The sequence below is a fragment of the Enterovirga aerilata genome, from assembly GCF_013044135.1.
GTDB lineage: Bacteria > Pseudomonadota > Alphaproteobacteria > Rhizobiales > Beijerinckiaceae > Enterovirga > Enterovirga aerilata.
The window spans coordinates 261,872-283,709 of sequence record NZ_JABEPP010000003.1; the positions used below are offsets into that span (position 1 = coordinate 261,872).

General features: G+C 70.5%; 26 protein-coding genes. 10 read left to right on the plus strand and 16 right to left on the minus strand.

Features of this window, described 5'->3' with window-relative positions; translation table 11 throughout:
- Positions 1-37 precede the first annotated feature (37 nt).
- The gene (locus HJG44_RS11280) at positions 38-253 is read left to right on the plus strand and encodes a DUF2093 domain-containing protein (protein ID WP_171218468.1); all 216 of its coding nucleotides are present in this window, start codon (positions 38-40) and stop codon (positions 251-253) included.
- Here the strand turns inward: HJG44_RS11280 and lpxK are convergent, their stop codons facing one another.
- From lpxK to HJG44_RS11305, 5 genes are read right to left on the minus strand one after another with little or no spacing between them, the layout of a single operon-like run.
- Entirely contained in the window at positions 254-1,258 is a 1,005-nt protein-coding gene (gene lpxK, locus HJG44_RS11285; protein WP_171218469.1) for a tetraacyldisaccharide 4'-kinase, read from the minus strand.
- Positions 1,255-2,559, minus strand: coding sequence for a 3-deoxy-D-manno-octulosonic acid transferase (locus HJG44_RS11290; protein ID WP_171218470.1), 1,305 nt, complete (start codon positions 2,557-2,559; stop codon positions 1,255-1,257). Before HJG44_RS11290 ends, lpxK begins: the two co-directional genes overlap by 4 nt.
- The gene (locus HJG44_RS11295) at positions 2,556-3,302 is read right to left on the minus strand and encodes a lysophospholipid acyltransferase family protein (RefSeq protein WP_171218471.1); all 747 of its coding nucleotides are present in this window, start codon (positions 3,300-3,302) and stop codon (positions 2,556-2,558) included. The genes HJG44_RS11290 and HJG44_RS11295 overlap by 4 nt, the downstream gene beginning before the upstream one ends.
- Before the next feature lie 5 nt (positions 3,303-3,307).
- A complete protein-coding gene (locus HJG44_RS11300; RefSeq protein WP_171218472.1) occupies positions 3,308-3,535 on the minus strand; it encodes a DUF4170 domain-containing protein in 228 nt (75 codons plus the stop codon).
- A 23-nt stretch (positions 3,536-3,558) separates the two neighbouring features.
- A complete protein-coding gene (locus HJG44_RS11305) occupies positions 3,559-4,362 on the minus strand; it encodes an inositol monophosphatase family protein (protein ID WP_171218473.1) in 804 nt (267 codons plus the stop codon).
- Positions 4,363-4,578: 216 nt separating this feature from the next.
- Here HJG44_RS11305 and HJG44_RS11310 point away from each other — a divergent pair, with 216 nt between their 5' ends.
- Positions 4,579-5,064, plus strand: a complete 486-nt coding sequence (locus tag HJG44_RS11310) for a DUF6101 family protein (RefSeq protein ID WP_171218474.1) — start codon at positions 4,579-4,581, stop codon at positions 5,062-5,064.
- A gap of 6 nt (positions 5,065-5,070) precedes the next feature.
- Here the strand turns inward: HJG44_RS11310 and HJG44_RS11315 are convergent, their stop codons facing one another.
- Complete coding sequence (locus HJG44_RS11315; protein WP_246736186.1) at positions 5,071-5,565, minus strand: hypothetical protein; 495 nt, start codon at positions 5,563-5,565, stop codon at positions 5,071-5,073.
- 236 nt (positions 5,566-5,801) lie between these two features.
- On the opposite strand from HJG44_RS11315, the gene HJG44_RS11320 reads away from it, so the two are divergent.
- Together HJG44_RS11320 and HJG44_RS11325 are read left to right on the plus strand one after the other, a co-directional pair.
- Entirely contained in the window at positions 5,802-6,545 is a 744-nt protein-coding gene (locus HJG44_RS11320) for a 16S rRNA (uracil(1498)-N(3))-methyltransferase (RefSeq protein ID WP_171218965.1), read from the plus strand.
- A gap of 127 nt (positions 6,546-6,672) precedes the next feature.
- A complete protein-coding gene (locus HJG44_RS11325) occupies positions 6,673-8,043 on the plus strand; it encodes a glutamate--cysteine ligase (RefSeq protein WP_171218475.1) in 1,371 nt (456 codons plus the stop codon).
- Between the two features lie 4 nt (positions 8,044-8,047).
- Here the strand turns inward: HJG44_RS11325 and HJG44_RS11330 are convergent, their stop codons facing one another.
- Entirely contained in the window at positions 8,048-8,281 is a 234-nt protein-coding gene (locus tag HJG44_RS11330; RefSeq protein ID WP_171218476.1) for a DUF6894 family protein, read from the minus strand.
- Positions 8,282-8,475: 194 nt separating this feature from the next.
- A complete protein-coding gene (locus HJG44_RS11335) occupies positions 8,476-8,769 on the minus strand; it encodes a hypothetical protein (RefSeq protein ID WP_171218477.1) in 294 nt (97 codons plus the stop codon).
- 127 nt (positions 8,770-8,896) lie between these two features.
- Between HJG44_RS11335 and HJG44_RS11340 the strand changes: the two genes are divergently transcribed.
- Entirely contained in the window at positions 8,897-9,679 is a 783-nt protein-coding gene (locus tag HJG44_RS11340; protein ID WP_171218478.1) for a DUF937 domain-containing protein, read from the plus strand.
- Between the two features lie 17 nt (positions 9,680-9,696).
- Here the strand turns inward: HJG44_RS11340 and HJG44_RS11345 are convergent, their stop codons facing one another.
- Entirely contained in the window at positions 9,697-10,029 is a 333-nt protein-coding gene (locus HJG44_RS11345; protein WP_171218479.1) for a YjiS-like domain-containing protein, read from the minus strand.
- Positions 10,030-10,183: 154 nt separating this feature from the next.
- On the opposite strand from HJG44_RS11345, the gene HJG44_RS11350 reads away from it, so the two are divergent.
- The gene (locus tag HJG44_RS11350) at positions 10,184-11,080 is read left to right on the plus strand and encodes a LysR substrate-binding domain-containing protein (protein WP_171218480.1); all 897 of its coding nucleotides are present in this window, start codon (positions 10,184-10,186) and stop codon (positions 11,078-11,080) included.
- On the opposite strand, the gene HJG44_RS11355 is transcribed toward HJG44_RS11350, so the two are convergent.
- Complete coding sequence (locus tag HJG44_RS11355; protein WP_171218481.1) at positions 11,081-11,239, minus strand: Flp family type IVb pilin; 159 nt, start codon at positions 11,237-11,239, stop codon at positions 11,081-11,083. It abuts the gene before it with no gap.
- Positions 11,240-11,400: 161 nt separating this feature from the next.
- Here HJG44_RS11355 and thrB point away from each other — a divergent pair, with 161 nt between their 5' ends.
- Together thrB and rnhA are read left to right on the plus strand one after the other, a co-directional pair.
- The gene (thrB, locus tag HJG44_RS11360) at positions 11,401-12,399 is read left to right on the plus strand and encodes a homoserine kinase (RefSeq protein ID WP_171218482.1); all 999 of its coding nucleotides are present in this window, start codon (positions 11,401-11,403) and stop codon (positions 12,397-12,399) included.
- Positions 12,400-12,613: 214 nt separating this feature from the next.
- Positions 12,614-13,102 (plus strand): ribonuclease HI, encoded by a 489-nt coding sequence (gene rnhA, locus HJG44_RS11365; protein WP_171218483.1) that lies wholly within the window; start codon positions 12,614-12,616, stop codon positions 13,100-13,102.
- Positions 13,103-13,110: 8 nt separating this feature from the next.
- Here rnhA and HJG44_RS11370 read toward each other — a convergent pair whose 3' ends face one another.
- The gene (locus HJG44_RS11370) at positions 13,111-13,617 is read right to left on the minus strand and encodes a peroxiredoxin (RefSeq protein ID WP_171218484.1); all 507 of its coding nucleotides are present in this window, start codon (positions 13,615-13,617) and stop codon (positions 13,111-13,113) included.
- 169 nt (positions 13,618-13,786) lie between these two features.
- Between HJG44_RS11370 and HJG44_RS11375 the strand changes: the two genes are divergently transcribed.
- Positions 13,787-14,386: a YqgE/AlgH family protein gene (locus HJG44_RS11375; RefSeq protein WP_171218485.1), complete on the plus strand. Its 600-nt coding sequence runs from the start codon at positions 13,787-13,789 to the stop codon at positions 14,384-14,386.
- Between the two features lie 16 nt (positions 14,387-14,402).
- Here HJG44_RS11375 and HJG44_RS11380 read toward each other — a convergent pair whose 3' ends face one another.
- From HJG44_RS11380 to thrC, 3 genes are all read right to left on the minus strand, one after another.
- Complete coding sequence (locus tag HJG44_RS11380; RefSeq protein WP_171218486.1) at positions 14,403-17,285, minus strand: EAL domain-containing protein; 2,883 nt, start codon at positions 17,283-17,285, stop codon at positions 14,403-14,405.
- Between the two features lie 199 nt (positions 17,286-17,484).
- Positions 17,485-18,768, minus strand: a complete 1,284-nt coding sequence (locus HJG44_RS11385; RefSeq protein ID WP_171218487.1) for an insulinase family protein — start codon at positions 18,766-18,768, stop codon at positions 17,485-17,487.
- Positions 18,765-20,180, minus strand: a complete 1,416-nt coding sequence (thrC, locus tag HJG44_RS11390) for a threonine synthase (RefSeq protein ID WP_171218488.1) — start codon at positions 20,178-20,180, stop codon at positions 18,765-18,767. Before thrC ends, HJG44_RS11385 begins: the two co-directional genes overlap by 4 nt.
- Before the next feature lie 159 nt (positions 20,181-20,339).
- On the opposite strand from thrC, the gene sugE reads away from it, so the two are divergent.
- Complete coding sequence (gene sugE / locus HJG44_RS11395; RefSeq protein ID WP_171218489.1) at positions 20,340-20,654, plus strand: quaternary ammonium compound efflux SMR transporter SugE; 315 nt, start codon at positions 20,340-20,342, stop codon at positions 20,652-20,654.
- Here sugE and HJG44_RS11400 read toward each other — a convergent pair.
- Both HJG44_RS11400 and HJG44_RS11405 read right to left on the minus strand, forming a co-directional pair.
- On the minus strand, positions 20,568-21,404 hold the full coding sequence (locus tag HJG44_RS11400) for an SURF1 family cytochrome oxidase biogenesis protein (RefSeq protein WP_171218490.1): 837 nt from the start codon (positions 21,402-21,404) through the stop codon (positions 20,568-20,570). The two genes, sugE and HJG44_RS11400, sit on opposite strands and share 87 nt — an antisense overlap.
- Positions 21,401-21,772 (minus strand): DUF983 domain-containing protein, encoded by a 372-nt coding sequence (locus HJG44_RS11405; RefSeq protein WP_171218491.1) that lies wholly within the window; start codon positions 21,770-21,772, stop codon positions 21,401-21,403. The genes HJG44_RS11400 and HJG44_RS11405 overlap by 4 nt, the downstream gene beginning before the upstream one ends.
- Positions 21,773-21,838 lie beyond the last annotated feature (66 nt).

Sequence of the window (21,838 nt, forward strand, 5' to 3'; positions counted from 1 at the left end):
AGGAGACGGGCGCCCGGCGCGCCACCCGGACCCACCCATGAACAAGTACGAAGGCGGCGAAGCCATCATCGAGTACCGCGACTCGAACATCCGGGTCGTGCGGCCGGGCCGCTTCGTCCGCTGCGCCGTCACCGGCGAGGCGATCCCGCTCGACCAGCTCAAGTACTGGAGCGTGGAACGTCAGGAGGCCTATGCGTCTCCGGCCGCGGTGTTGACGCGGCTCGGCCTGCCGCAACCGAAGGCGAAGGGCTGATCAGCGCCTCGCTAGCGCCGGCGCCAGCAGCCGTTGGAACGCATCGGCCTCGTCGTCCGGAACGAGGCCGACCGGGAGCGTCGCGATCGCGCGCAGACGCGGCTCTGAGATCTCCATCCCGGCGAGCCGGACGGCGTCCTTCTCGGTCGTGACTGGGACGAGGCCGGCCTTCGCGGCAGCGGCGACCAGATCGGTGGCCTCACCCTCTCGATACGGATGGTGGTCCGGAAAGGACCGGGTTTCCGCGACCTCGGCTCCGATCTCCCGGAGGGTGTCGAAGAACTTTTCCGGCCGGCCGATCCCGGCAAAGGCAAGCACCCGGCGGCCGCGGAGCGAGGCTGCGACCTCCGGATCCGGCTGAAGCACCCCCGTGACGACGGGCAGGCCCTTCAGCGAGGCCTCCCGGGCCAGGCGCTCCCCCGGATCGCCCCGCCCGACCACGAGCACTCCGCCGATCTTGGGCCACTGCGCCGCGAGCGGCGCGCGCAGCGGTCCGGCAGGAAGCGCGAGGCCGTTGCCGATCCCGACGCTCCCGTCGAAGACGCCGATCGCGAGGTCCTTCTCGAGGGACGGGTTCTGCAGCCCGTCATCCATCACGATGACGTCCGCCCCGAGAGAGGCTGCGAGCGCGGCCCCGGCCGGCCGGTCCCGCGACACGACCGTCGGCGCCTGGCGGGCGAGAAGCAGCGCCTCGTCTCCGACCTCCCTGAAGCCGTGACGCGCCGGATCGACCCCGACAGGCCCGGCGAGCCCGCCGCCATAGCCGCGCGTCAGGAAGACCGGATGGCGGCCCATGCTGCGCAGCAGGGCCGCAACATGGATGGCGGTCGGCGTCTTGCCGGACCCGCCGACGGTGACGTTGCCGATGCAGATGACCGGGACCGGTGCCCGCGCTCCCGCCCGCTCCATCCGGGATGCCGCGACGGCGCCGTAGACGAGGGATGCGGGCTGGAGAAGCCGGGCGGCGAGGCCCGGGCGGCGCCACCAGAAGGCCGGCGCCTTCACCAGAAGGCCTCGCGCGGATCCGCCGGCGGTGGGAGGTAGGGCCCGAGCGCCTGCATCGTCCGCTCCAGGGCGCCGCCGAGGGAGGCGGCTGTGTCGGCCGCCGCGCGCGCCATGTCCCGGGTCAGCGCCCCGTCCGCGAGCAGCGTCGCGACCGCTCTGCCCAGACCGGCGGCGTCCTCGATCCCTATCGCGCCGCCGCCCTGGTCGAGGGCGGCGAATATCTCCGAGAAGTTCTCCGTGTGCGGACCGTGCAGGATCGCGGTTCCGAGCCGGGCCGGCTCGAACGGGTTCTGGCCCCCGCGCGCCGCGAGCGTGCCGCCCACGAAGACGAGCGGCGCGAGGCGGTAGAAGAGCCCGAGCTCGCCCAGCGTGTCGACGAGATAGATGTCGGCCGCCTCGTCCGGACCGGAGCCCAGGGAGCGGCGGGCCGCGCCCAGCCCGGCATTCCGCGCGGCCCCGGCGATCTCGGAGCCGCGCTCCGGATGGCGCGGTGCCAGGATCGTGAGCAGGTTCCGCCGGCGCGCGGCTACGGCCGCATGGGTGGCGAAGACCGCCTCCTCCTCGCCGGGATGCGTGCTCGCCGCCATCCAGATCTCGCGCCCGGCGGATAGCGCGGCGAGATGCTCCACCGCCGCCGGATCGGCGGGCGGCGGCGGCAGGTCGAACTTCAGGTTGCCCGAGATCGTGGCAATGGTCGCGCCGAGCTCGGCCAGGCGCTCCGCATCCGCCCGGCTCTGCGCCACGCAGACGGTGAGGCGTCCGAAGAGGGCGCGCGCCACGCGGGGCGCCCTGAGCCAGCCGGCGAAGGACCGGGCGGAGATCCGCCCGTTTACCAGGGCGAGCGGGATGCCGGCGCGGTCCAGCTCGAGGACGGTGTTCGGCCAGATCTCGGATTCGGCGAAGATGGCGAGCCGGGGACGCCAATGCGCGAGGAAGCGGCGCAGGTATCTGGGCACATCGAGCGGCAGGAACTGGTGCCGGGCGCCGGGCGGGAGGCGGCGCGCGAGGAGCTCCGCCGAGGTCACCGTGCCGGATGTGACCAGGACCTTCACGCCGCGCCGGACGAGCGCACCGACGACGGGCAGGAGCGCCATGGTCTCCCCGATCGAGGCGCCATGAGCCCAGACGATCTCGCCGCCCGGGCGCTCGCGGCCTGGGATGCCGTAGCGCTCGGAGAGCCGCGCCTCGTCCTCCTTGCCCTGCCGCACCCGCGCCTTCAGCCAAGCCGGAGCGGCTGCCGGCCCGAGAAGGGCCGTCGCGGCGCGGTAGGCCAGGAGCGGCGCGGGCAGGCGCTGGATCATGCCGGCGCGGCGGGTTCCTGCGCCGCCCCGGCCCGCAGGTTGGCCCCGGGATCGGTACGCCCGACGAGCGCGCAGGCTCTCGCGTTGACGCGGTCCAGCTCGCGCTCGACGGCGAGCCGCGCTTCCTCGGCTTCCGCCCGGGACACGTCGCGGCCGACCCGGATCGGCGCTCCGGCGACGATCGCGCCGCGCCCGAAGGGCAGGCCGATGCTGGCCCGGTCCCAGCTCTCGAATTCCACCCGCCGGCTGGTCGCGACCGCCACCGCCACGATCGGCCGGCCCGACAGGCGCGCGAGCGTCACGATGCCTTCCCCGCAGCGGCGCGCGATCTTCGGCACATCGGCCGTGAGGAACATGTTGTCGCCCTCTTCCAGCGCACGCAGCATGGCGCGCAAAGCCGGGGCGCCGCCCTTGGCGCGCTGGTCGCGGCCGCGCGCGCCGGAGCCGCGGATCGTCCGGACGCCGAGGTGCCGGAGCGCGATCGCGTTGAGCTCGCCGTCGCTCGAGCGCGAGACGAGGCTGGCGGCCCGGTCCTCCCGCCGTCGCAGATAGGGCGCCATGAAATGCTGGCCGTGCCACATCGCCCCGATGAAGGGCCGAAGCGGCATGAGCTCGCCATAGATGTCCGCCGGCTCGTGCACGAAGCGGTTCGTGCTCCGTACCAGGTCGAGATAGCGGGCGAAGACATAGCCCAGCGCCTCCTGCGTCGCGCGGATCCGCCCGAGGCGCTTCAGAAGGCCCATGCCGGTCAGGCCGCCTGCGGATCGAGCAGCCGGTGCAGGTGCACGATGAAGTAGCGTATCTGCGCATTGTCCACGGTGGACTGCGCCTTCGCCTTCCAGGCCGCGTGGGCGGCGGCGTAGTTCGGGTAGATGCCGACGATATCGAGCGCGGAGAGGTCGCGGAACTCGGTCGAGTCCAGGCTCTTCAGCTCCCCGCCGAACACGAGGTGGAGGAGCTGTTTCTCGCCGGTCATCCCATGGTCTCCTGGTGGTCGCGTCACCGCCCGGTGATGGCGGCGAGGAGGTCCTGATGCAAGCGCTGCGGGGCCGCCGCGAGCTCGCCATGCGAGGGCTCGGGCTGGTTGTAGCGCGGCACGGCGCCGGCAAGGGTCGTGAGCGCCCCGCCGGCCTCGTGCAGGATCAGATCGGCGGCCGCGATGTCCCAGTCGCGCGCATCGGTCGAGACGAGGCCCGCATCGACCGAGCCCTCCGCGACGCGCGAGATGCGCAGCGCAAGCGAGGGGATGCGCGGCGGGCGCTTGATGGAGGGCACCCGGCGCTCGAGCCGGTCCACGAACGGCTTCGGGCCGGCCACGCTGATGCCCTCGAGCGAGGTCGCCCGCGACACGGCGATGCGCTCGCGATTGCGGAAGGCGCCGCGGCCGGCCTCGGCCTCGAACACCGTCTCGTGCGCCGGGGCGTAGACGAAGCCGAGCACAGGCCGGTTCTCCTCCAGCAGGGCGATCGCGACCGACCAGTCGTGGCTGCCGGACAGATAGGCGCGCGTGCCGTCGATCGGGTCGACGATCCAGACGTGCCGGCGGTCGAGCCGGCGCGGGTCGTCCGCCGTCTCCTCCGAAAGCCAGCCGGCCTCGGGCAGGAGGCCGCTCAGCCGCACCTTCAGGAATGTGTCCACCGCGACGTCGGCCTCGGTCACGGGCGAGCCGCCCGCCTTCGACCAGATGCGCGCGGAGGTGGACAGGCCCGACCGGAAGAACCGCATCGCGATGCCGCCCGCCTCCCGCGCGATCTCCCGAAGCTCGGGCATCAGGTCGTGCGGGTCTGGGGCGGAGCGGGTCATGCGGCCTGGGTTTCGAGTGCAGCTTTAGGTCCGGGCGGATGGCCCGGCAAGGAGCGCGGCCGCGCGGCCCGGCAATCATCTGTTGAACATGGGAGCGGATCGGCCGCAATCTACGGGTATTTAACCGTTTGAATTAAGCTCCTGCGGCAGGTCGAGGGCGCATATTCCTGCCCGTGAGAGCGGTGAAAAACGCCGCCTGCAGGGTAAGGCATCAGAATGTCGGGCTACGACGGACGGGCCGGGGAGCGCTCCTCTCGCGGGAGCGGCCCCGGTCCGCGCCGGACCGTCTGCGAGGGCGGGTCCAGGGCGACGATCATCTTCGGCGATACTCGGAATCGACTTGCCGGCGCGGTGCTCGACCTGACGCGCAGCGAAACCGACCTCAGGATCGTGCTCGTCGACGGGGAGGGCGAGGCGGTGATCTCGTTCGGGCCGTTCCCGGAAGAAGAGGTCATCGCGATCTGGCGCTCGATCGCCACCAAGGCCGGGCTCGCGCCGATGATGCGGGCCTGGAACGGCTATACGGAGCCGCTCGCCTGCCAGCTCGGCCGGCTCCGGCTCGGACGCGTCCAGGACGGGCGTCGGCTCGCTGTGCTTCAAGGCCGCCGTCCGCGCTTCCTCACGCGGCGCAAGAGTGCGCGGCTTCCTGCTCTTCCCCTGGTTTTCCGCGAGCGCGAGATCGCCGGCGGAAAAGGGGTCTGACCGCTCCTACAGGGCGCCCTGCGGCAGGCGGGTGACGCCCGACAATCCGCCGCCGCCAAGGAGCCCGCCGCCGCCCCCGCCTTCCCGCGCCTGCTTCTCCATCTGCGCCTGCTTGGCGGCCGCGCCGCAGGCCTGGCCGCGGATTTTCACGGCCCGGCCGTGATCCTCCTTGATGCTCTGGATGAAGTTGTCAGGGATCTGGCACCATTCCTTGTTGGCCTCGGCCCACTTGAGGACCTTGTCGCCGTTGGCGACGAGCGAGCCGAAATCCGAGCAGGCGCGCTTGGCGTCGATCTGCTTCTTGCCCCTGGTGGCAGCCGTGATCCGCTCGCCGATGGACTTGCGCTGCAGCAGCATCGGCTGGATATCGCCGCAACCGGATGCCTGCGCATAGGCGGCCTCGCCGCCGAGCGATACGGACAGGAGCGTTGCGGTGAACAGCGCCGCCTTGACCGCGTTGCGGGCTGCACGCCGGGATCGAGCAGCTTGGCTGAGCATCATGAAACCTGTCCCCTCGTTCCGCCCCGGTTTGCCGGGTTCTTCGGTTCCGTGCACGACATGCCACGCCGAGGGCCCGTCACGCGAGGCCCGCGCCGCCGCAGGCTCCCGACCCGTTCATGGACATGGAAAGAGGCCGGTAACCACAGGAATGTGGCGGCTTTGGTACGGAACGCCCCGCCTTGTCGAGAGGCGGGACCTCCAGGAGGCGCTCTCGGCTGTTGAAGGCGGGCGCTGAGGTGGCGCTCTACGACTTCTCCGCACCGCGGCTGTTCGTGGACTCCGACCTCGCGGCGGGAGCCGAGGTCGGGCTCGACCGCGCGCAGGCGAACTACCTCCTCAACGTTCTCCGTCTCCCGAACGGCGGCTCCGTCCTCGTGTTCAACGGTCGCGACGGCGAATGGCGCGCCGAGATCGTCGGGACCGGCCGCAAATCCGCCGCGCTCATCCCGCGCGAGCAGACCCGGCCGCAGCCGGCCGCTCCCGATCTCGACTATCTCTTCGCCCCGCTGAAGCACGCGCGCCTGGACTACATGGTCCAGAAGGCGGTCGAGATGGGGGCGGGGCGGCTCGGGCCCGTCCGGACCCGGCGTACCGTTGCCACTCGGGTCAATCTCGACCGGATGCGGGCGAACGCGATCGAAGCCGCCGAGCAATGCGGGATCCTGGCCGTGCCCGAGATTCTGCCCGACGAGGACCTGGCGCCCGCGCTGGCACGGCTCGAGCCCGAGCGTATCCTCGTCTTCTGCGACGAGGATGCGCCGCTTGCGAACCCGTTCGAGGCGCTTGCGGAGGCGGGCGGCGGGCTCCCCTGCGCGCTCCTGATCGGTCCGGAGGGCGGCTTTGCGCCGGAGGAGCGGCAGGTCCTGCTCGCCCGGCCGAATGTTGTCCGGCTCTCGCTCGGGCCGCGCATCCTGCGGGCGGACACGGCGGCGGTGGCCGCGCTCGCGGTGATCCAGGCGGCGATCGGGGACTGGCGCTAGGAGGATCCGCCGGATACGCCCGGGACGGTGTCGTTGCGGCGTCGTGTTCGCCGCTCTATGAACCCGCCTCGACTTGGGGCCGGTCCGACGGCCCGTCTGGGCCATGCGCCCGCTGACCGAGGAGCGCATGGCGCGCGACGTCACCGATGCGACGCCGATTTCCGGGCGGGACGAGCTCGTCGCCTGGATTGCGGCCGGAGAGAAGCCCGCCTCCGACTGGAAGGTCGGGACCGAGCACGAGAAAGTTCCGTTCTATCGGGCGGCTCACGGGCCGGTCCCCTACGAGGGCGAGCGCGGGATCAGGGCCGTCATCGAGGGACTTGCCGGGCAGAATGGCTGGGAGCCGATCCTCGACGATGGGAATCCGATCGGGCTCGCAGACGAAGCGGGAGGCGGGGCGATCTCGCTCGAGCCCGGCGGGCAGTTCGAGCTCTCCGGTGCGCCGTTGCGCGACATCCACGGCACGGCCCAGGAGCTCGCCCGGCATCTGCGCGAGCTGAAGCGCGTCGCCGAGCCGCTGGGCATCGGCTTCCTGACGCTTGGCATGAGCCCGAAATGGACGCGCGCCGAGACGCCGATCATGCCCAAGCGGCGCTACCGCATCATGTCGGCCTATATGCCGAAGGTCGGCCGGCTCGGGCTCGACATGATGTTCCGGACGGCCACCGTACAGGCCAACCTCGATTTCGGCAGCGAGGCGGACATGGTGAAGAAGCTCCGCGTCTCGCTCGCGCTCCAGCCGGTCGCGACCGCGCTCTTCGCCAACTCGCCCTTCACGGAGGGCCGTCCCAACGGGTTCCTGTCCTTCCGGTCGGAGATCTGGCGCGACACGGATGGCGACCGCACCGGGATGCTGCCCTTCGCGTTCGAGGACGGGATGGGCTACGAGCGCTATGTCGATTACGCGCTCGACGTGCCGATGTACTTCGTGAAGCGCGGCGACACCTATCACGACGTGGCTGGTGCCTCCTTCCGCGACCTTCTCGAGGGCCGGCTGCCGCAGCTTCCCGGCGAGCGGGCCACGAGCTCGGACTGGGCGAACCACCTGTCCACCATCTTTCCCGAGGTGCGGCTCAAGACCTTCCTGGAGATGCGCGGGGCGGATAACGGCGGGCCCGAGATGATCGCAGCCCTGTCCGCCTTCTGGGTCGGCCTTCTCTATGACCGGGATTCGCTCGATGCGGCCTGGGACCTCGTCCGGCCCTGGTCCGCGGCCGAGCGCCAGAAGCTGCGCGACGACGTCCCGCGGCTCGCTCTTGCTTCCGAGATCGGGGGGCGGCCGCTCAAGGATCTCGCGGCCGAGGTGCTGCGCATCGCGCGCGCCGGTCTCGCACGCCGCGCGATGCCGGACGATAGCGGGCGGGACGAGAGCCGCTTCCTCGATCCGCTCTTCGCCATCGCAGAAACCGGCCGTACCGGAGCCGATCTCCTCCTCGACCGCTATCGCGGCGCCTGGGCCGGATCGGTCGAGCCCGCCTTCGAGGAATGCGTCTTCTGACGGCTCAGACGGCGGCGCGGGGCTGGCGGGCGAACGGCACGACCTCGAGCGGGCCCGCCTCGTCGTAGATGTGGACGGCCCAGTTGTCCCATTCGCGATAGGCGGGGACGGCCTGCATGATCTCCGCGGCGACTTCCCGGGCCGTGATGAGCGCGTCGCCGAAGGCTTTCGTGTCCCGGCCGCGCCGGTCGAGAATGAGGTCGAAACCGTCCGTACAGTGGAAGTAGTGGATCGCCATTCCTCGATCCTCCTCGCGTCCGTTCTCGGGCGCGCAGCGACGTTCGGACGCGAACGTTGCAGCAGGATGACGTTCTCCGCCCGGCGTTCCGTCGGAGCGGCGTCACGACGCCGCAGCGCCCAGATCGTCCCCGATATGCCCGGAATCCACACGGGGCGGAAAAGCGACGCCGTTGGGTTACGATCTTTCCGGCCTCAGGAGACCGGTGCGAGACCGACGATCCGCCGCGCGATGTTGAAGAGCTGGATCGCATCCTCCCGCTCGCAGGCGACGAAGTTGGAGGTGCTCTCCTCGTCCCGGCGGCTCATCATGAAGCCGTTATGCAGCGCGGCCCTGCGCCGGGCCGGATCCTTCATCTGCACGGCGTCGAACAGGACGTCGCGCCCCTCCACGCCGCGCCCGTCCAGGAGACACCAGCGCAGATCCTGCTCAGCCCGGGCCCAGTCGGCCCCCGGGTGGCCTTGGCCCTCGGGATCGCCATCGCCCATCGTGATCTCCCGGCTTCCGGGAAGCTTGAGCACGAAACGCGTGTAGAGCAGTATCCCGACGCCTCAGAAGCCGGCCGCGACGGACGGCCCGGCGGAGACCCGGATCGTCGTCAATCTCTTCGACATCGTGCGGCAAGCCCAGAGCGGGTCCGCCCTGGACAACCTGTCCCGGCAATTCGGCTTGAGCTTCGACCAGACGCAGCGCGCCGTGCAGGCCCTGCTGCCGGCCTTCGCGCTCGGCTTCCAGCGCAGCCTGCAGAACCCGGCCGCGCTGGCGCAGCTCTTCGAGATGATGGGCTCGGGCCGCTACGCCCCGTTCTTCGATGCGGCCGGCCCCGCCGCGCAGCAGAACGGGAACCAGGTTCTCGACAGCATCTTCGGATCGCCGGAAGCCGCGCGGCAGATCGCGGCGCAGGCCTCCGCGGCGACCGGCATCGCCGCCCAGGTGCTGCAGCAGATGCTTCCGGCGCTCGCCGCCATGCTGATGGGCGGCCTGTTCCGCTACGCCTCGGTGGAAGGCATGGCCGATGTCCTGCGGGCGTGGAGCGATTGGCTTCGCGCGCTGGCACCGCAGCAATCCAGGCCGGCGCCGAATTCCGGCATGGGCAACCCCTACGCGGCCTGGGCCGAGATGGTGCGGACCATGCTCGGCCAGGGCCCGGCTCCTAGGCAGCCGGAACCCGCCCCGGATCCCTGGACCGGCTTCATGCAGGCCTTCCTGCAGGGTCTGCCGCAGGGCCCGGGAGCGCCGCCCCCGCCGCCCCCTCCGCCTGCGAAGCCCAACCCGTTCGAACTGCTCGCGCAGATGTTCCAGACGGGCGGCGAAGTGCAGGAGAACTATATGGCCGCGCTGCGGGGCGTCGTGGACGGGTTCTGGCGGGGTCAGAACGAGAAGGCCGGGTCCGCCTGAAGGCGGCCCGGCATCGCTCAGCACTCGGCGGCGGCTCGGGCGGGTGCTTTCACGCGCCGAGATGCAGGCGCGCCCGCTCGTAGGTGACGGCGCCGGTCGACGGATCGAACCAGCAGGATTACGGACGGGTCCTTCACCAGCGGCTGGTCGAGGGCCCCGATCACGTCGTTGCGGATGAGCCCGATGTCCCGCAGCGAGCGCTCGTCGAGCTCCAGGAGCTTGCGGACCTCGCGGCGATGGATCAGGGCCCGCACGAAGCCGGCTATCGTCCGGAGGACGAGCATCGCGGCGTGCCGGAGGGCGGCGGCCCGTCCGAAGCTCTGCGTGGCGGCGGTCTCGGTCGTGATCATCGCATTCTCCCGAGGAGGTCAGGCTCCCTGCTGTCCCGGCTCCGCGCCGGGTGCGAAGCGCTGCGCTTCGCCGGACGGACCATGCTCCCGCCCTTGTCATTCGTGAAGCGAATGATTTAGATGTGTAAGATCACGCCGTTTGATGGGGCGAACCATGGCCCATATGCTCGACAGCGATCAGCTCCGCACCTTCCTGGCGATCGCGGATACCGGCTCTTTCACCCGCGCGGCCGAGATCGTCCACAAGACGCAATCGGCCGTCTCCATGCAGATGAAGCGGCTCGAGGAGCGGCTCGGACGCGAGATCTTCGCCCGTGACGGGCGCATGTCGAAGCTGACCGACGATGGCGAGCGCCTGCTCGACTATGCGCGGCGGATCGTCCGGCTGAACAGCGAATGCGTCGCCTCCTTCGCGGAGACCGACCTGGTCGGCCGCGTCCGTCTCGGACTGCCGGACGACTATGCCGACCGCTACCTGCCGGAGATCCTGGCGACCTTCTCGCGCTCGAACCCGCGCGCGGAGGTGACGGTCGTCTGCGAGCCCACCCCGATGCTGGTGGAGCAGGTGAACGCGGGCGAGCTCGACCTTGCCATCATCACGCATGTGGACGGGCGGGGAGGCTCGGAGGTCGTGCGCTCGGAGCAGCTCCTCTGGGTGACCTCGGCCCGCCATTGCGTCCATGACGAGGCGGTGGTGCCTCTCGCCCTCGGCCGGCCGACCTGCAACTGGCGCTCCTCCGCGGTCGCGGCCCTGGAAGAGACGGGCCGGAGCTTCCGCGTCGCCTATGTGAGCTGGAACTCGACCGCGGTCGGGGCGGCCGTGCTCGCCGGGCTCGCGGTTGCCGTCCTGCCCGAGAGCGCGGTCAGGCCCGGCATGCGCATCCTGGGGCCGCGGGACGGCTTTCCGGCGCTCCCCACCTGCAAGATCGGGCTCATCCGGGGCGCGCGCGAGCCGAACGAGCTCGCCGATGCGCTCGCGGACCAGATCAGGCAGAGCCTCGACAACCTGAGCGCGGGCCGCCTCCTCCCGCTCGCCGAAGCAGCCGAGTGATCAGCGGGACGAGAAGCCGGACGAGACCTGCTCGAAGGAGCCCTTCAGGCTCGTGCCGGACAGCGTCGCGCCGGCCACGATGGCGAGCGATACGATGGTCGCAATCAGGGCGTACTCGATCGCCGTCGCGCCGCTTTCGTCGCGGAGGAACCGTCTCATGTCGCCCTCGGCCTGTCACGTGCACTCTGGCACGCGGCCCTTCGCGTCCGGTTAACGCGGTCGGAGCATTCCACCCCGAAGCGGTCACCGCTTGACAGCCTGGGAACGCTTTCGCACGAGGAGGCTCTTTTCTTCTCTCGCCGCCTGAGCTGGTTGCCGACATGGCCGTCTATACCGAGGTCTCCGACGAGGACCTCCGCGGCTTCCTGGACATGTACGATCTCGGCGAGGTGCTGTCCTTCAAGGGCATCGCGGAAGGCGTCGAGAACTCGAACTACTTCCTCCAGACGGCGCGAGACCGCTTCATCCTGACCCTCTACGAGAAGCGCGTACGCGAGGCGGACCTGCCGTTCTTCCTCGGGCTCATGGAGCATCTGGCGGAGCGCGGGCTCGAATGCCCGCTGCCGGTGCGGAACCGGACAGGGCAGGCGCTCGGCAGGCTCGCCGGGCGGCCTGCCGTGATCGTGACCTTCCTGGAGGGGCTCGCGGTAAAGCGGCCGGGGGCCGGCCATTGCCGGGCGGTCGGGGCCGAGCTGGCCCGGCTGCACGAGGCCGGGCGCGACTTTCCCGGGAGGCGGCCGAACGCGCTCTCCCTCGGTTCCTGGGCGGGGCTCTTCGCGAGCGCGGACGGGCAGGCGGATCGCGTCGCGCCGGGCCTTGCGGCGCGCACGCAGGCGGAGCTCGACGAACTGGCGGCGATCTGGCCGAGGGGCCTGCCGGAGGGCGTCATCCATGCGGACCTGTTCACGGACAACGTCTTCTTCATCGGCGACAGGCTGTCGGGCGTGATCGATTTCTATTTCGCCTGCACGGACGCGCTCGCCTACGATCTCGCGATCTGCCTCAACGCGTGGTGCTTCGAGCCGGACGGCTCGTTCAACGCCACCAAGGGCCGGGCCATGATCGCGGGCTACCAGAGCGTGCGCCCTCTCGAGCCGGAAGAGGTCGCCGCGTTGCCGACTCTGGCACGCGGCGCGGCGCTCCGCTTCATGCTGACCAGGCTCGTCGATTGGCTGAACGTGCCGCCCGGCGCATTGGTGCGCCCTAAGGACCCGCTGGAATACGACCGCAAGCTCGGCTTCCACCGGAAGGTTGCGGGCGCGACGGAATATGGCTGGGAGCCCGTGCGCGAGACGGCTACTTCGACGGCTTCCGCGTGAATCGAGACGTGAGCGAAGGCGTGAAGATCGATACGGACGGCGCATGCTCCGGGAATCCCGATCGCGCGCGGGGCTTGCCCCGCTCGCGCCGATAAGGATCGGGGCTGCCCATGAGCGAACGGGTCAAGATCTACACGGACGGCGCATGTTCGGGGAATCCCGGCCGCGCGCGCGGGGCTTGCCCCGCTCGCGCCGATAAGGACCGGGGCTGCCCATGAGCGAACGGGTCAAGATCTACACGGACGGTGCATGTTCGGGGAATCCCGGCCCCGGCGGCTGGGGCGCGCTGCTGATGATGGGCGGCAAGGAGCGCGAGATCTCCGGCGCCGAACCGAACACGACCAACAACCGCATGGAGCTGATGGCCGCGATCTCGGCGCTCGAGGCGCTGACGCGGCCCTGCGCGGTCGACCTCTACACGGACTCGCAATACGTCCGGAACGGCATCTCGAGCTGGATCAAGGGCTGGAAGGCCAAGGGCTGGCTCACGGCCGACCGCAAGCCCGTGAAGAACGAGGACCTCTGGCGCCGGCTCGACGAAGCGCGTCAGCGCCATGACGTGACGTGGCACTGGGTGCGCGGCCACGCCGACGATGCCCTCAACCACCGGGTGGACGGCATCGCCCGCGCGGCCATCGAGGCGATGCGGGCGGCGAGGAAGAAGCCGCAGGCCCCGGCGGTGACGCGGGGCGGCGAGCGTTAGGGCGCCGCTCAGTTCGCCTGCTGGCCTTCGCCGAGTTGCTTGAGCAGATTCTCGGCGCTGGAGACGTCGGCCTTGGAGGGCACGTCCTCGACATTGAGGGCCTTCACGACGCCGTCCTCGACGATCATGGAGTAGCGCTGCGAGCGCGTGCCGAGGCCGAAGCCCGAACCGTCGAAGGCGAGGCCGATCGCCTTCGCGAAATCGGCGTTGCCGTCCGACAGGAACTCGACCTTGCCGTCGGCGCCGGCCGCCTGGCTCCAGGCCTTCAGCACGAAGACGTCGTTGACCGAGGTGACGAGGATCGCGTCGATGCCGGCCGCCTTGATCTCGTCGGCGCGCTGCACGTAGCCCGGCAGATGATTGCGGTCGCAGGTCGGCGTGAAGGCGCCGGGCACCGCGACCAGCACCACCTTGCGGCCGCGGAACAGGTCGTCGGTCGTCCGCGCAGCCGGGCCCTCGGGCGTCATCACCCGGAAGGTCGCCTGAGGCAGCCGGTCGCCGATCTTGATCGTCATTGCACGTCTCTCCACCTGTGGTCGGGAAGCTTCGGTCCGCTTACCGCGCCGGCCCGTCCCCGTCGAGCACAGGGGAGAAGGCGCCGTCGCATTCCGGACCGGAACCTTTTCGCGGGGTGGACAATCTTCTGCTCTGGCGTAGCATGTTCGTCATGGCCAGGCGCGAACCATGAACCGTGGCGGGGCAAGCGCGGGCTATCTCGATGGGCAGATGCTCATCGCGATGCCCGGAATGATGGACGAGCGCTTTCAGCGCACTGTGATCTATATTTGCGCGCACTCGGCCGAGGGCGCGATGGGCATCGTGCTGAACAAGCCGGCCTCCGATCTGAGCTTTCCCGACCTGCTCGTTCAACTGGACGTCATTCCGGAAAAGGACGCGATCCGGCTGCCGCGGCGGGTCGAGCGAATGAACGTGCTGATCGGGGGGCCGGTGGAGACGAGCCGCGGCTTCGTCCTGCACACGCCGGATTTCTTCATCGACCAGTCGACCCTGCCGATCGACGACGGCATCTGCCTGACCGCGACGATCGACATCCTGCGCGCCATCGCGAAAGGCAAGGGGCCGGAGAGCGCGGTGCTGGCGCTGGGCTATGCCGGATGGTCCGCGGGACAGCTCGAAAGCGAGATCCAGGCGAATGGCTGGCTGAGCTGCGACGCGGACCCGAACATCATCTTCGGCCCGGAACTCGACGTGAAATACGACCGCGCGCTGCGCAAGATCGGGGTCGATCTCGGCATGCTGTCCGCGCAGGCCGGGCACGCCTGAGCGACCCACTTCCCGGTCAGGCGGCCTCCGGCGCCGCGCCCACGAGCCGGCGGGCTTGGAGCGAGGACATCGGCTCGCCGAAAACGAAGCCCTGCGCGTAGTCGCAGCCCATGTGGTAGAGTTCGATCGCCTCGCTCTCCGTTTCCGCGCCTTCCGCCACGACGTCCATCCCGAGTTCCTCGGCGAGCCGCACGATGGAGCGCAGGATCACCGGCCGCCCGTTCGCGAGCTCGCGCACGAAGCTCTGGTCCACCTTGATCGTGTCGAACGGGAAGCGCTGCAGATAGGAGAGGGCGGAGAAGCCCGTCCCGAAATCGTCCAGCGACAGCCCGGCGCCCAGGTCCCTGATGCGGGTGAGGATCTGGGCCGCATATTCGGGGTTCTCCATGACGAGGCTCTCGGTGAGTTCCAGCTTGAGCGAGCCGGGCAGCACGCCCGAGCGGGCGAGCACGGTCTTCAGGTCCTGCAGGAGATCGTGCTTCAGGAGCTGGCGGCTCGACACGTTCACCGATGCGAAGATGGGCGGATCGACCTCCAGCGCGCGCTGCCAGGCCGCGAGCTCGAGCGCGGTCTGCTCGAGCGCGAAGACGCCGAGATCCACGATCAGCCCCGTCTCCTCGGCCACGGGTATGAAGGTCTGCGGTCCGATCGGCCCGAGCTTCGGATGGTTCCAGCGGAGCAGCGCCTCGAAGCCCGCGATGGTGCGGTCCTCCAGACGCACGATGGGCTGATAGGCGACCCGCATCTCGCCGCGATCGAGCGCGCGGCGCAGGTCGCTCTCGAGGCCCAGCCGGTCGCCGCGCTGGAGCTGGCGCATGGACGGCTCATAGGCCTCCACGCGATCCCCGCCGAGCCGCTTGGCATAGGTGAGCGCGATCTGCGCGTTCTTGAGGAGTTCCTCCGCCTTGACAGGCCGGGCCGGATCGTGCCGGGCGATGCCGACGGAGCCCGTGAGGAAGATCTCCCGCTCGGCATGGGTGATGGGCGTCGAGACCGTCTGGCGCAGCATGTCCGCGATGCGGTCGATGCGGTCGTCCTCCGTCTCCGAGAGGATCAGGGCGGCGAACTCGTCTCCCGAGACGCGCGCCAGCGTGTCCTGCGGGCGGAGCAGCCGTCCCAGCCGGCGCGCGATCGTGAGCAGGATCTGGTCGCCGGCCGTGTGTCCGACCCCGTCGTTGACCTGCTTGAAGCGGTCGAGATCGAGCGCGATGACGGTCGGACGGAGCGGCTGGTCGCCGGCCGGGAAGGAGAGGGCCGCATCGATCCGGTCGAGGAAGAGCTGGCGGTTCGGCAGGCCCGTGAGGTTGTCGTGCACGGCGTCGTGCAGGAGCCGCTCCTCGGCGGATTTCGCCTCGGTGACGTCCGTCATCGTGCCGATGATGCGGATGACCTCGCCGTCGGCGCCGATCACCGGCCGGGCCTTGAGCCGGTACCAGTGATAGGCGCCCGACACGGCGCGCAGGCGGAAATCGTGGCTGAGCCGGCCGCGCCGGTTCTCGATGATCGCGTCCAGGGCCGCGCGCAGCCGGTCGCGATCGAAGGAATGGACATGGTCGATCCAGTCCGCCGCCGAGCCGCCGAGCCCGCCCCGGCGGTGCCCGAGCGCGTGCTCCAGATCGGCCGACACGAAGACGTTGTCGCCGGCGACGTCCCAGTCGAAGACCACGTCGCCCGATCCGGCGAGCGCGAGCGCCCGGCGCTCCGCCTCTCCGGACATGCCGGCCGCGAGCGGGCCGCCCGCGAAGGCGTGCTGCATCACCGTGAAGCCGATCAGCATGACGATGAGGACGAGCCCGCCGATCAGCGCCGGCTGGACGAGGTCGTTCCCGAGCCGGCCCATGATCGTGAAGCCCGCCGCCGCGACCCAGGCCACGAGCAGCAGCCAGGTCGGGATCAGCATGATCGCGCGGTCGAAGCCGTGGAAGGCGAGATGGAGGATGAGGATCAGGCCCACCACCGCGAGCGCCGCGATCGAGATCCGGGCGACGCCCGCGGCGATCGGCGGATCGACGATGGCGAGGCCGACCAGGGCGGTCAGGAACACCAGCCAGAACATGCCCACATGGCTGTAGCGGACATGCCAGCGGTTCAGGTTCAGATAGGCGAAGAGGAACACGAGGAGGGTGGCGGCGAGCACCGCCTCCGCGCCGGCGCGATAGATGCGCTCGGCCGTCTCGGGCAGGGGGAAGATGCGCTGGAAGAAGCCGAAATCGATGCAGGCATAGGCCAGCACCGCCCAGGCGAGCGCGGCCGCCGCCGGGAAGATCAGCGCGCCCTTCACCACGAAGACGATCGTGAGGAAGAGCGCGAGCAGCCCGGCGATGCCGATGATGATCCCCTTGTACAGGAGGAGCCGGGCGGCCTTCTGGCGATAGGCCTCCGCCTCCCAGAGGTAGAGCTGGCCGACATTCGGCGAGGCGAGCTCGGCCACGAAGGTGACGGTGGTGCCGGGGTCGAGCGTGATCTGGAACAGGTCCGCGTCCGGCGAGGGCTCCCGCTCCGGCCTGATCCCCTCGCTCGCCGTGATGGCGGCGATGCGGATGGCGCCGAGATCGGGCCAGACGAGGCCCGAGCCGACCAGCCGGAAATGCGGAGCCACGAGCAGGCGCTCGATCTGCTCGTCCGACGAATTGGTGAGCGCGAAGACGATCCAGTCCGGCCGCGAGCCGGCCTCGCGCGCCTTCACGGCGATCCGGCGCACGATGCCGTCCCGCCCGGGTGCGGTCGAGATCTGCACGAGGTCGCCGTCCGAGCGGTAGCGCTCGATCATCGGCGTGAGGTCGATGGCATCGGCGTCGGGGGCGACGCGCACGGCTTCCACGGCCGCGGCCGGCACGGGCGCGACGAGCCCGCTCAGGGCGGCGGCCAGGAGGCCGAGAACGATAAGGAGGGCGCGCACCGGCTTGGATGATCCGTGCCTGTCAGCCACGGCTGCTAGCTGTGCTCATAGGGGTAAGCCGGGCGGCAAGGCAAAGGACGGCGCAGCGGGGGGTGATTGCGTTGTGGAGAACGGCCGCTCTGAGTGCGCTTTGCGGCCGAAAGGCGGATGGCGGCGCGCCCTGCGCCAACCTGTCCGGGACGGGCGCCGCTCATGCCGCTCATGCCGCGAAGGCGGCCGCGATGTCGCGGAGCGGCTGCAGGCCCTTGATCGGCCCGATGGCGGCGACCGTGGGGGGCCCCGCGAGCGTGCGGGCGCCGGCCGCGCGCACCTCCTCGACCGTGACGGCGTCCACATGCGCGATCGTCTCCTCGGCCGGGATGATGCGGCCCCAGGCGAGGAGCTGCCGCGCCGCACGGTCGATCCGGCCGCCCGGCGTCTCGAGCGCGGCGAGCATGGCCACCTTGAGCTGCGCCCGCGCACGGGCGAGCTCGGCCGGCTCGATGCCCTGGGCGGCCTGCCGCGCGGTCGCGGTCACGACGTCCACGAGGGCCGGGAGGTCGGCAGCCGAGGTCCCCGCGCCGATGCCGAAGAGCCCGCAATCGGTGAACGGCCAGTGGAAGGCGTCGATGGAATAGGCGAGGCCTCGGGTCTCGCGCACCTCGTGCCAGAGCCGTGACGTCAAGCCGCCGCCGAGCGCCTGGGCGAAGATGTGGGTCGCGAAATAGGACGGGTCGCGGAACGAGACCCCGGGCAGGCCGATCATCAGACTCGCCTGTTCGAGCTTGCGCCGCATCCGCCGCTCGCCGCCCGTATAGGCGCCCTGCGCTGGCTCTGGCGCCTGCGCGGCCGGGATGCCGCCGAGCGTCGTGGCGACGGCGTCCAGCACCCGGCCATGATCCACCTGGCCCGCGGCCGCGAAGACCATGCGGGCGGGCGTGTATTCGCGCGCCATGAAGGCGCGGATGATCCCGGCCTCGAAGCTCGTGATCGTCTCGGGCCGACCGAGGATCGGACGCCCGATTGCCTGGCCGGAGAATGCTTTTTCCATGAAGGCGTCGGCGACGACATCGTCGGGCGAATCCTCGATCGAGGCGTATTCCTGCAGGATGACGTTCTTCTCGCGCGCGAGCTCGGTCGCGTCGAAGACCGACTTCGTCAGGATGTCGCCGAGGACGTCGATCGCGAGCTCGATGTCCTGCCCGAGGACCCGCGCGGTATAGCTCGTGAACTCGGTCGAGGTCGCGGCGTTGATCTCGCCCCCGACATTCTCGATGTCCTCGGCGATGCGGCGGGCGCTCCTGCGCTCGGTGCCCTTGAAGGCCATGTGCTCGATGAGGTGCGACAGGCCGTGCTCCTCCTCGCGCTCGTTGCGGGAGCCCGCCGCCACCCAGACGCCGAGCGTCGCCGTCTCGACACCCGGGATGCCCTCCGTCGCGACCGTGAGCCCGTTCGGCAGCCGTGAGATGCGGATCGCTGCCTCGGACCTCTGCAGGGGGCTCACGCGGCCCGGCCCGTCACGGCGCGGGCTTCTGCGCGGATGAAGCGCTCGATGGCAGCGGCATCGTTCGGCAGCCGCGTCACGCGCTCAGGCCGCTCCAGGAGGTCGGCCAGGTGCGGGGGAAGGGCGGGCCGTATGCCGGTCGCGCGTTCGACCGCGTCGGGGAACTTCGCCGGATGGGCGGTGGAGAGCGCCACGACCGGGACCGCGGGAGCGCGCGCAAGGTGGCGCCGGGCGGCGCGCACCCCGATCGCGGTATGCGGGTCGAGCAGGTAGCCGGCCTCCCGCCAGGTCCTGCCGATCTCGTCCGCCACCTCGTTCTCCGGGACCGCGGCGGCCTCGAAATCACGCCGGATCGCCGCGAGCGGCTCGGGCGCGACCGTGAAGGAGCGCGACTGCGCGAGGCTCGCCATCAGGCCGCGCACGGACGCCGCGTCGCGGCCATAGGCCTCGAACAGGAGCCGCTCGAAATTCGACGAGACCTGGATGTCCATGGACGGGGAGGTGGTCGGGATCACCCCGCGCACCTCGTAGGTTCCGGTCGCGATGGTCCGGGCCAGGATGTCGTTGGCGTTCGTCGCCACGACCAGCCGCTCGACGGGAAGCCCCATGCGCTTTGCGACATGGCCCGCGAGCACGTTGCCGAAATTCCCGGTCGGGACGGAGAAGGAGACCTGCCGGTGCGGCGCGCCGAGCGCGACGGCCGCCGTGAAGTAGTACACGGCCTGGGCGGCCACGCGGGCCCAGTTGATCGAGTTGATCCCCGAGAGCCGCATCTCGTCCCGGAAGCGGGCGTTCGAGAACATCGCCTTCACGAGCGCCTGGGCATCGTCGAAGGTGCCGTCGATCGCGATCGCGTGGACATTGGCATCCGGCACCGAGGTCATCTGCCGGCGCTGGACCTCCGACACCCGGCCATGCGGATAGAGGATGAAGACGTCGACGCGGGGCGAGCCCGCGAAGGCCGCGACCGCGGCGCTGCCGGTATCGCCCGAGGTCGCGCCGACGATCGTCGCCCGCTGCCCGCGCACGGCGAGGACATGGTCCATCAGCCGCCCGAGGAGCTGCATCGCGACGTCCTTGAAGGCGAGCGTCGGGCCGTGGAAGAGCTCCTGGACGAAGAGATTGTCGCCGATCTGCACGAGCGGGCAGACGGCCGGATGCCGGAACGTCGAGTAGGCCTCGTCCACCATGCGGCCGAGTTCGACCGCCGGAATCTCGTCGCCGACAAGCGCGCCGAGAACGGCCTTGGCGACCTCGGCATAGGGCCGGCCGGCGAAATCCGCGATCCTGTCGGGCGCGAGGCTCGGCCAGGCCTCCGGCACGTAGAGCCCGCCATCCCGGGCGAGTCCGGCGAGAAGGGCATCCGTGAAGGTAAGCGGCTGCGCCTCGCCGCGTGTCGAGATGTGAAGCAAGATCCGAAGCTCGTGAGAAGTGGCCAGGATAGAGTCTCGGGCGGCGCTTTCCAAGATGGCCGCCGGAATGGCGCGCCCCGTCCGGGAGGGATGCGCCGGGTCGGCCGAGCTTCTACATCGCCTCGGGCGGTGCTCCGCCGCCCGAGAGACGATGCCGAAATGCCCTGGTTCCTCCTTCTGATCGCCGGCCTATTCGAGATCGGCTGGGCGATCGGGCTGAAATACACGGACGGCTTCACCCGGCCGCTCCCGACCGTCCTCACGGTTGCGAGCATGGTGGCGAGCGTCGTCCTGCTCGGCCTGGCCCTCAAGTACCTGCCCGTGGGCACAGCCTATGCGGTCTGGACGGGCATCGGGACGGTCGGAACCGCGATCCTCGGCATGGTGCTATTCGGCGATCCGGCGACCGCTTTGCGGCTCGCCTGCATAGGCCTGATCGTCGCCGGGATACTCGGGCTGAAGCTCGTCTCCTGAGGCGGGATGCAGCCGCCGCCAGGCGAAGGCCGCGAACACGCCCACGAGCGTGAGCGCGAGGCCGAACCAGGTGAGCGCATAGCCCAGATGGTCGTTCGGCAGCCTGATCCGGGTCTGGCCGCCGCGCGGCCAGCCTCCGGGGTTCGGGGTCGCATCGGCATCGACGTAGAAGGGCGCGACGCGCGACAGGCCGCGGGCCGATGCCATCTCGGCGATGCTGCGGACGAACCACTCGTCCCGGACCGGGTCGTTCGCCGGCACGAACCAGCCGCGCCGCTCGGGATTGCGCAGGAGACCCGTCACCGTGACCTCCCCGCCTTGCTGCGCCGCGGCCCGCTTCGCCGGGTCGCGCAGGGCCGTCGGGACGAAGCCCCGGTTCACCATGACGATCGAGCCCTCCGCCTGCCGGAGCGGCGTGAAGACATAGAAGCCCTGGAGGGGCTGCCCGCGCCGTTCCTCCGCAAGCCCGTGGAGCTGGACCTCCCGGTCGTGCAGGAATGTCCCGGAAAGCCGGACGCGGCGGAACTCGTCCCTGTCGGCGGACCAGGACGGCCAATCGGCCTCTTGGGGCACGGGGACGGGCTCGCCGAAGGCCCGGGCGTCGATGGACGAGAGAAGGCCCTCCTTCCAGGCCTTGCGCTCGAGCTGCCAGAACCCGAGCGCGAGGAGTATCGCCAGCGCGACGAGAGTCGCGAATGCCGGCGCGAGAAGGCTGCGCCAGCCCGGCGCCGGGCGCGTGGCTGCGCTCACCGCTGCAGCCGGCCCTCCTCGGCCTTGTGCTGGAACTGGAGCGCGATCAGGAGCCCCTTCGCCGGGCGGACCAGGATGAAGCTCAGGATCAGCGTGAGCGGGATCCAGAGCGTCATATGCACCCAGATGCGCGGCTCGTAGGCGAACTCGACCCACATCGCGAGGCCGACCACGACGATGCCCACGATGGACATCACGAAGAAGGCCGGGCCGTCGCCCGAATCGATGAACTGGAAATTCAGCCCGCATGCCTCGCACCGCGGACGCACGGACAGGAAGCCGTTGAAGAGCTTGCCGCGGCCGCAGCGCGGGCAGCGGCAGGCGAGCCCGGTCGAGAGCGCGGATGGGCGGGCATGCTGGTCGTACAAGGAGCACCCGATGCTGAAACGGGAAGGGCGGCCCCGGGGCCGCCCTTCATGTGGTGTCGCGGGGCG

What these genes read in the sequence shown, in the direction of transcription:
- HJG44_RS11325 (WP_171218475.1), top strand. Translation starts at nt 6,673, where the DNA reads ATGGCGCGCGACGTCACCGATGCGACGCCGATTTCCGGGCGGGACGAG.
- HJG44_RS11280 (WP_171218468.1), top strand. Translation starts at nt 38, where the DNA reads ATGAACAAGTACGAAGGCGGCGAAGCCATCATCGAGTACCGCGACTCG.
- HJG44_RS11330 (WP_171218476.1), bottom strand. Translation starts at nt 8,281, where the DNA reads ATGGCGATCCACTACTTCCACTGTACGGACGGTTTCGACCTCATTCTC.
- HJG44_RS11315 (WP_246736186.1), bottom strand. Translation starts at nt 5,565, where the DNA reads ATGATGCTCAGCCAAGCTGCTCGATCCCGGCGTGCAGCCCGCAACGCG.
- HJG44_RS11350 (WP_171218480.1), top strand. Translation starts at nt 10,184, where the DNA reads ATGGCCCATATGCTCGACAGCGATCAGCTCCGCACCTTCCTGGCGATC.
- HJG44_RS11375 (WP_171218485.1), top strand. Translation starts at nt 13,787, where the DNA reads ATGAACCGTGGCGGGGCAAGCGCGGGCTATCTCGATGGGCAGATGCTC.
- sugE (WP_171218489.1), top strand. Translation starts at nt 20,340, where the DNA reads ATGCCCTGGTTCCTCCTTCTGATCGCCGGCCTATTCGAGATCGGCTGG.
- HJG44_RS11295 (WP_171218471.1), bottom strand. Translation starts at nt 3,302, where the DNA reads ATGGGCCTTCTGAAGCGCCTCGGGCGGATCCGCGCGACGCAGGAGGCG.
- HJG44_RS11300 (WP_171218472.1), bottom strand. Translation starts at nt 3,535, where the DNA reads ATGACCGGCGAGAAACAGCTCCTCCACCTCGTGTTCGGCGGGGAGCTG.
- rnhA (WP_171218483.1), top strand. Translation starts at nt 12,614, where the DNA reads ATGAGCGAACGGGTCAAGATCTACACGGACGGTGCATGTTCGGGGAAT.
- HJG44_RS11290 (WP_171218470.1), bottom strand. Translation starts at nt 2,559, where the DNA reads ATGATCCAGCGCCTGCCCGCGCCGCTCCTGGCCTACCGCGCCGCGACG.
- HJG44_RS11305 (WP_171218473.1), bottom strand. Translation starts at nt 4,362, where the DNA reads ATGACCCGCTCCGCCCCAGACCCGCACGACCTGATGCCCGAGCTTCGG.
- HJG44_RS11335 (WP_171218477.1), bottom strand. Translation starts at nt 8,769, where the DNA reads ATGGGCGATGGCGATCCCGAGGGCCAAGGCCACCCGGGGGCCGACTGG.
- HJG44_RS11345 (WP_171218479.1), bottom strand. Translation starts at nt 10,029, where the DNA reads ATGATCACGACCGAGACCGCCGCCACGCAGAGCTTCGGACGGGCCGCC.
- HJG44_RS11355 (WP_171218481.1), bottom strand. Translation starts at nt 11,239, where the DNA reads ATGAGACGGTTCCTCCGCGACGAAAGCGGCGCGACGGCGATCGAGTAC.
- thrB (WP_171218482.1), top strand. Translation starts at nt 11,401, where the DNA reads ATGGCCGTCTATACCGAGGTCTCCGACGAGGACCTCCGCGGCTTCCTG.
- HJG44_RS11370 (WP_171218484.1), bottom strand. Translation starts at nt 13,617, where the DNA reads ATGACGATCAAGATCGGCGACCGGCTGCCTCAGGCGACCTTCCGGGTG.
- HJG44_RS11310 (WP_171218474.1), top strand. Translation starts at nt 4,579, where the DNA reads ATGTCGGGCTACGACGGACGGGCCGGGGAGCGCTCCTCTCGCGGGAGC.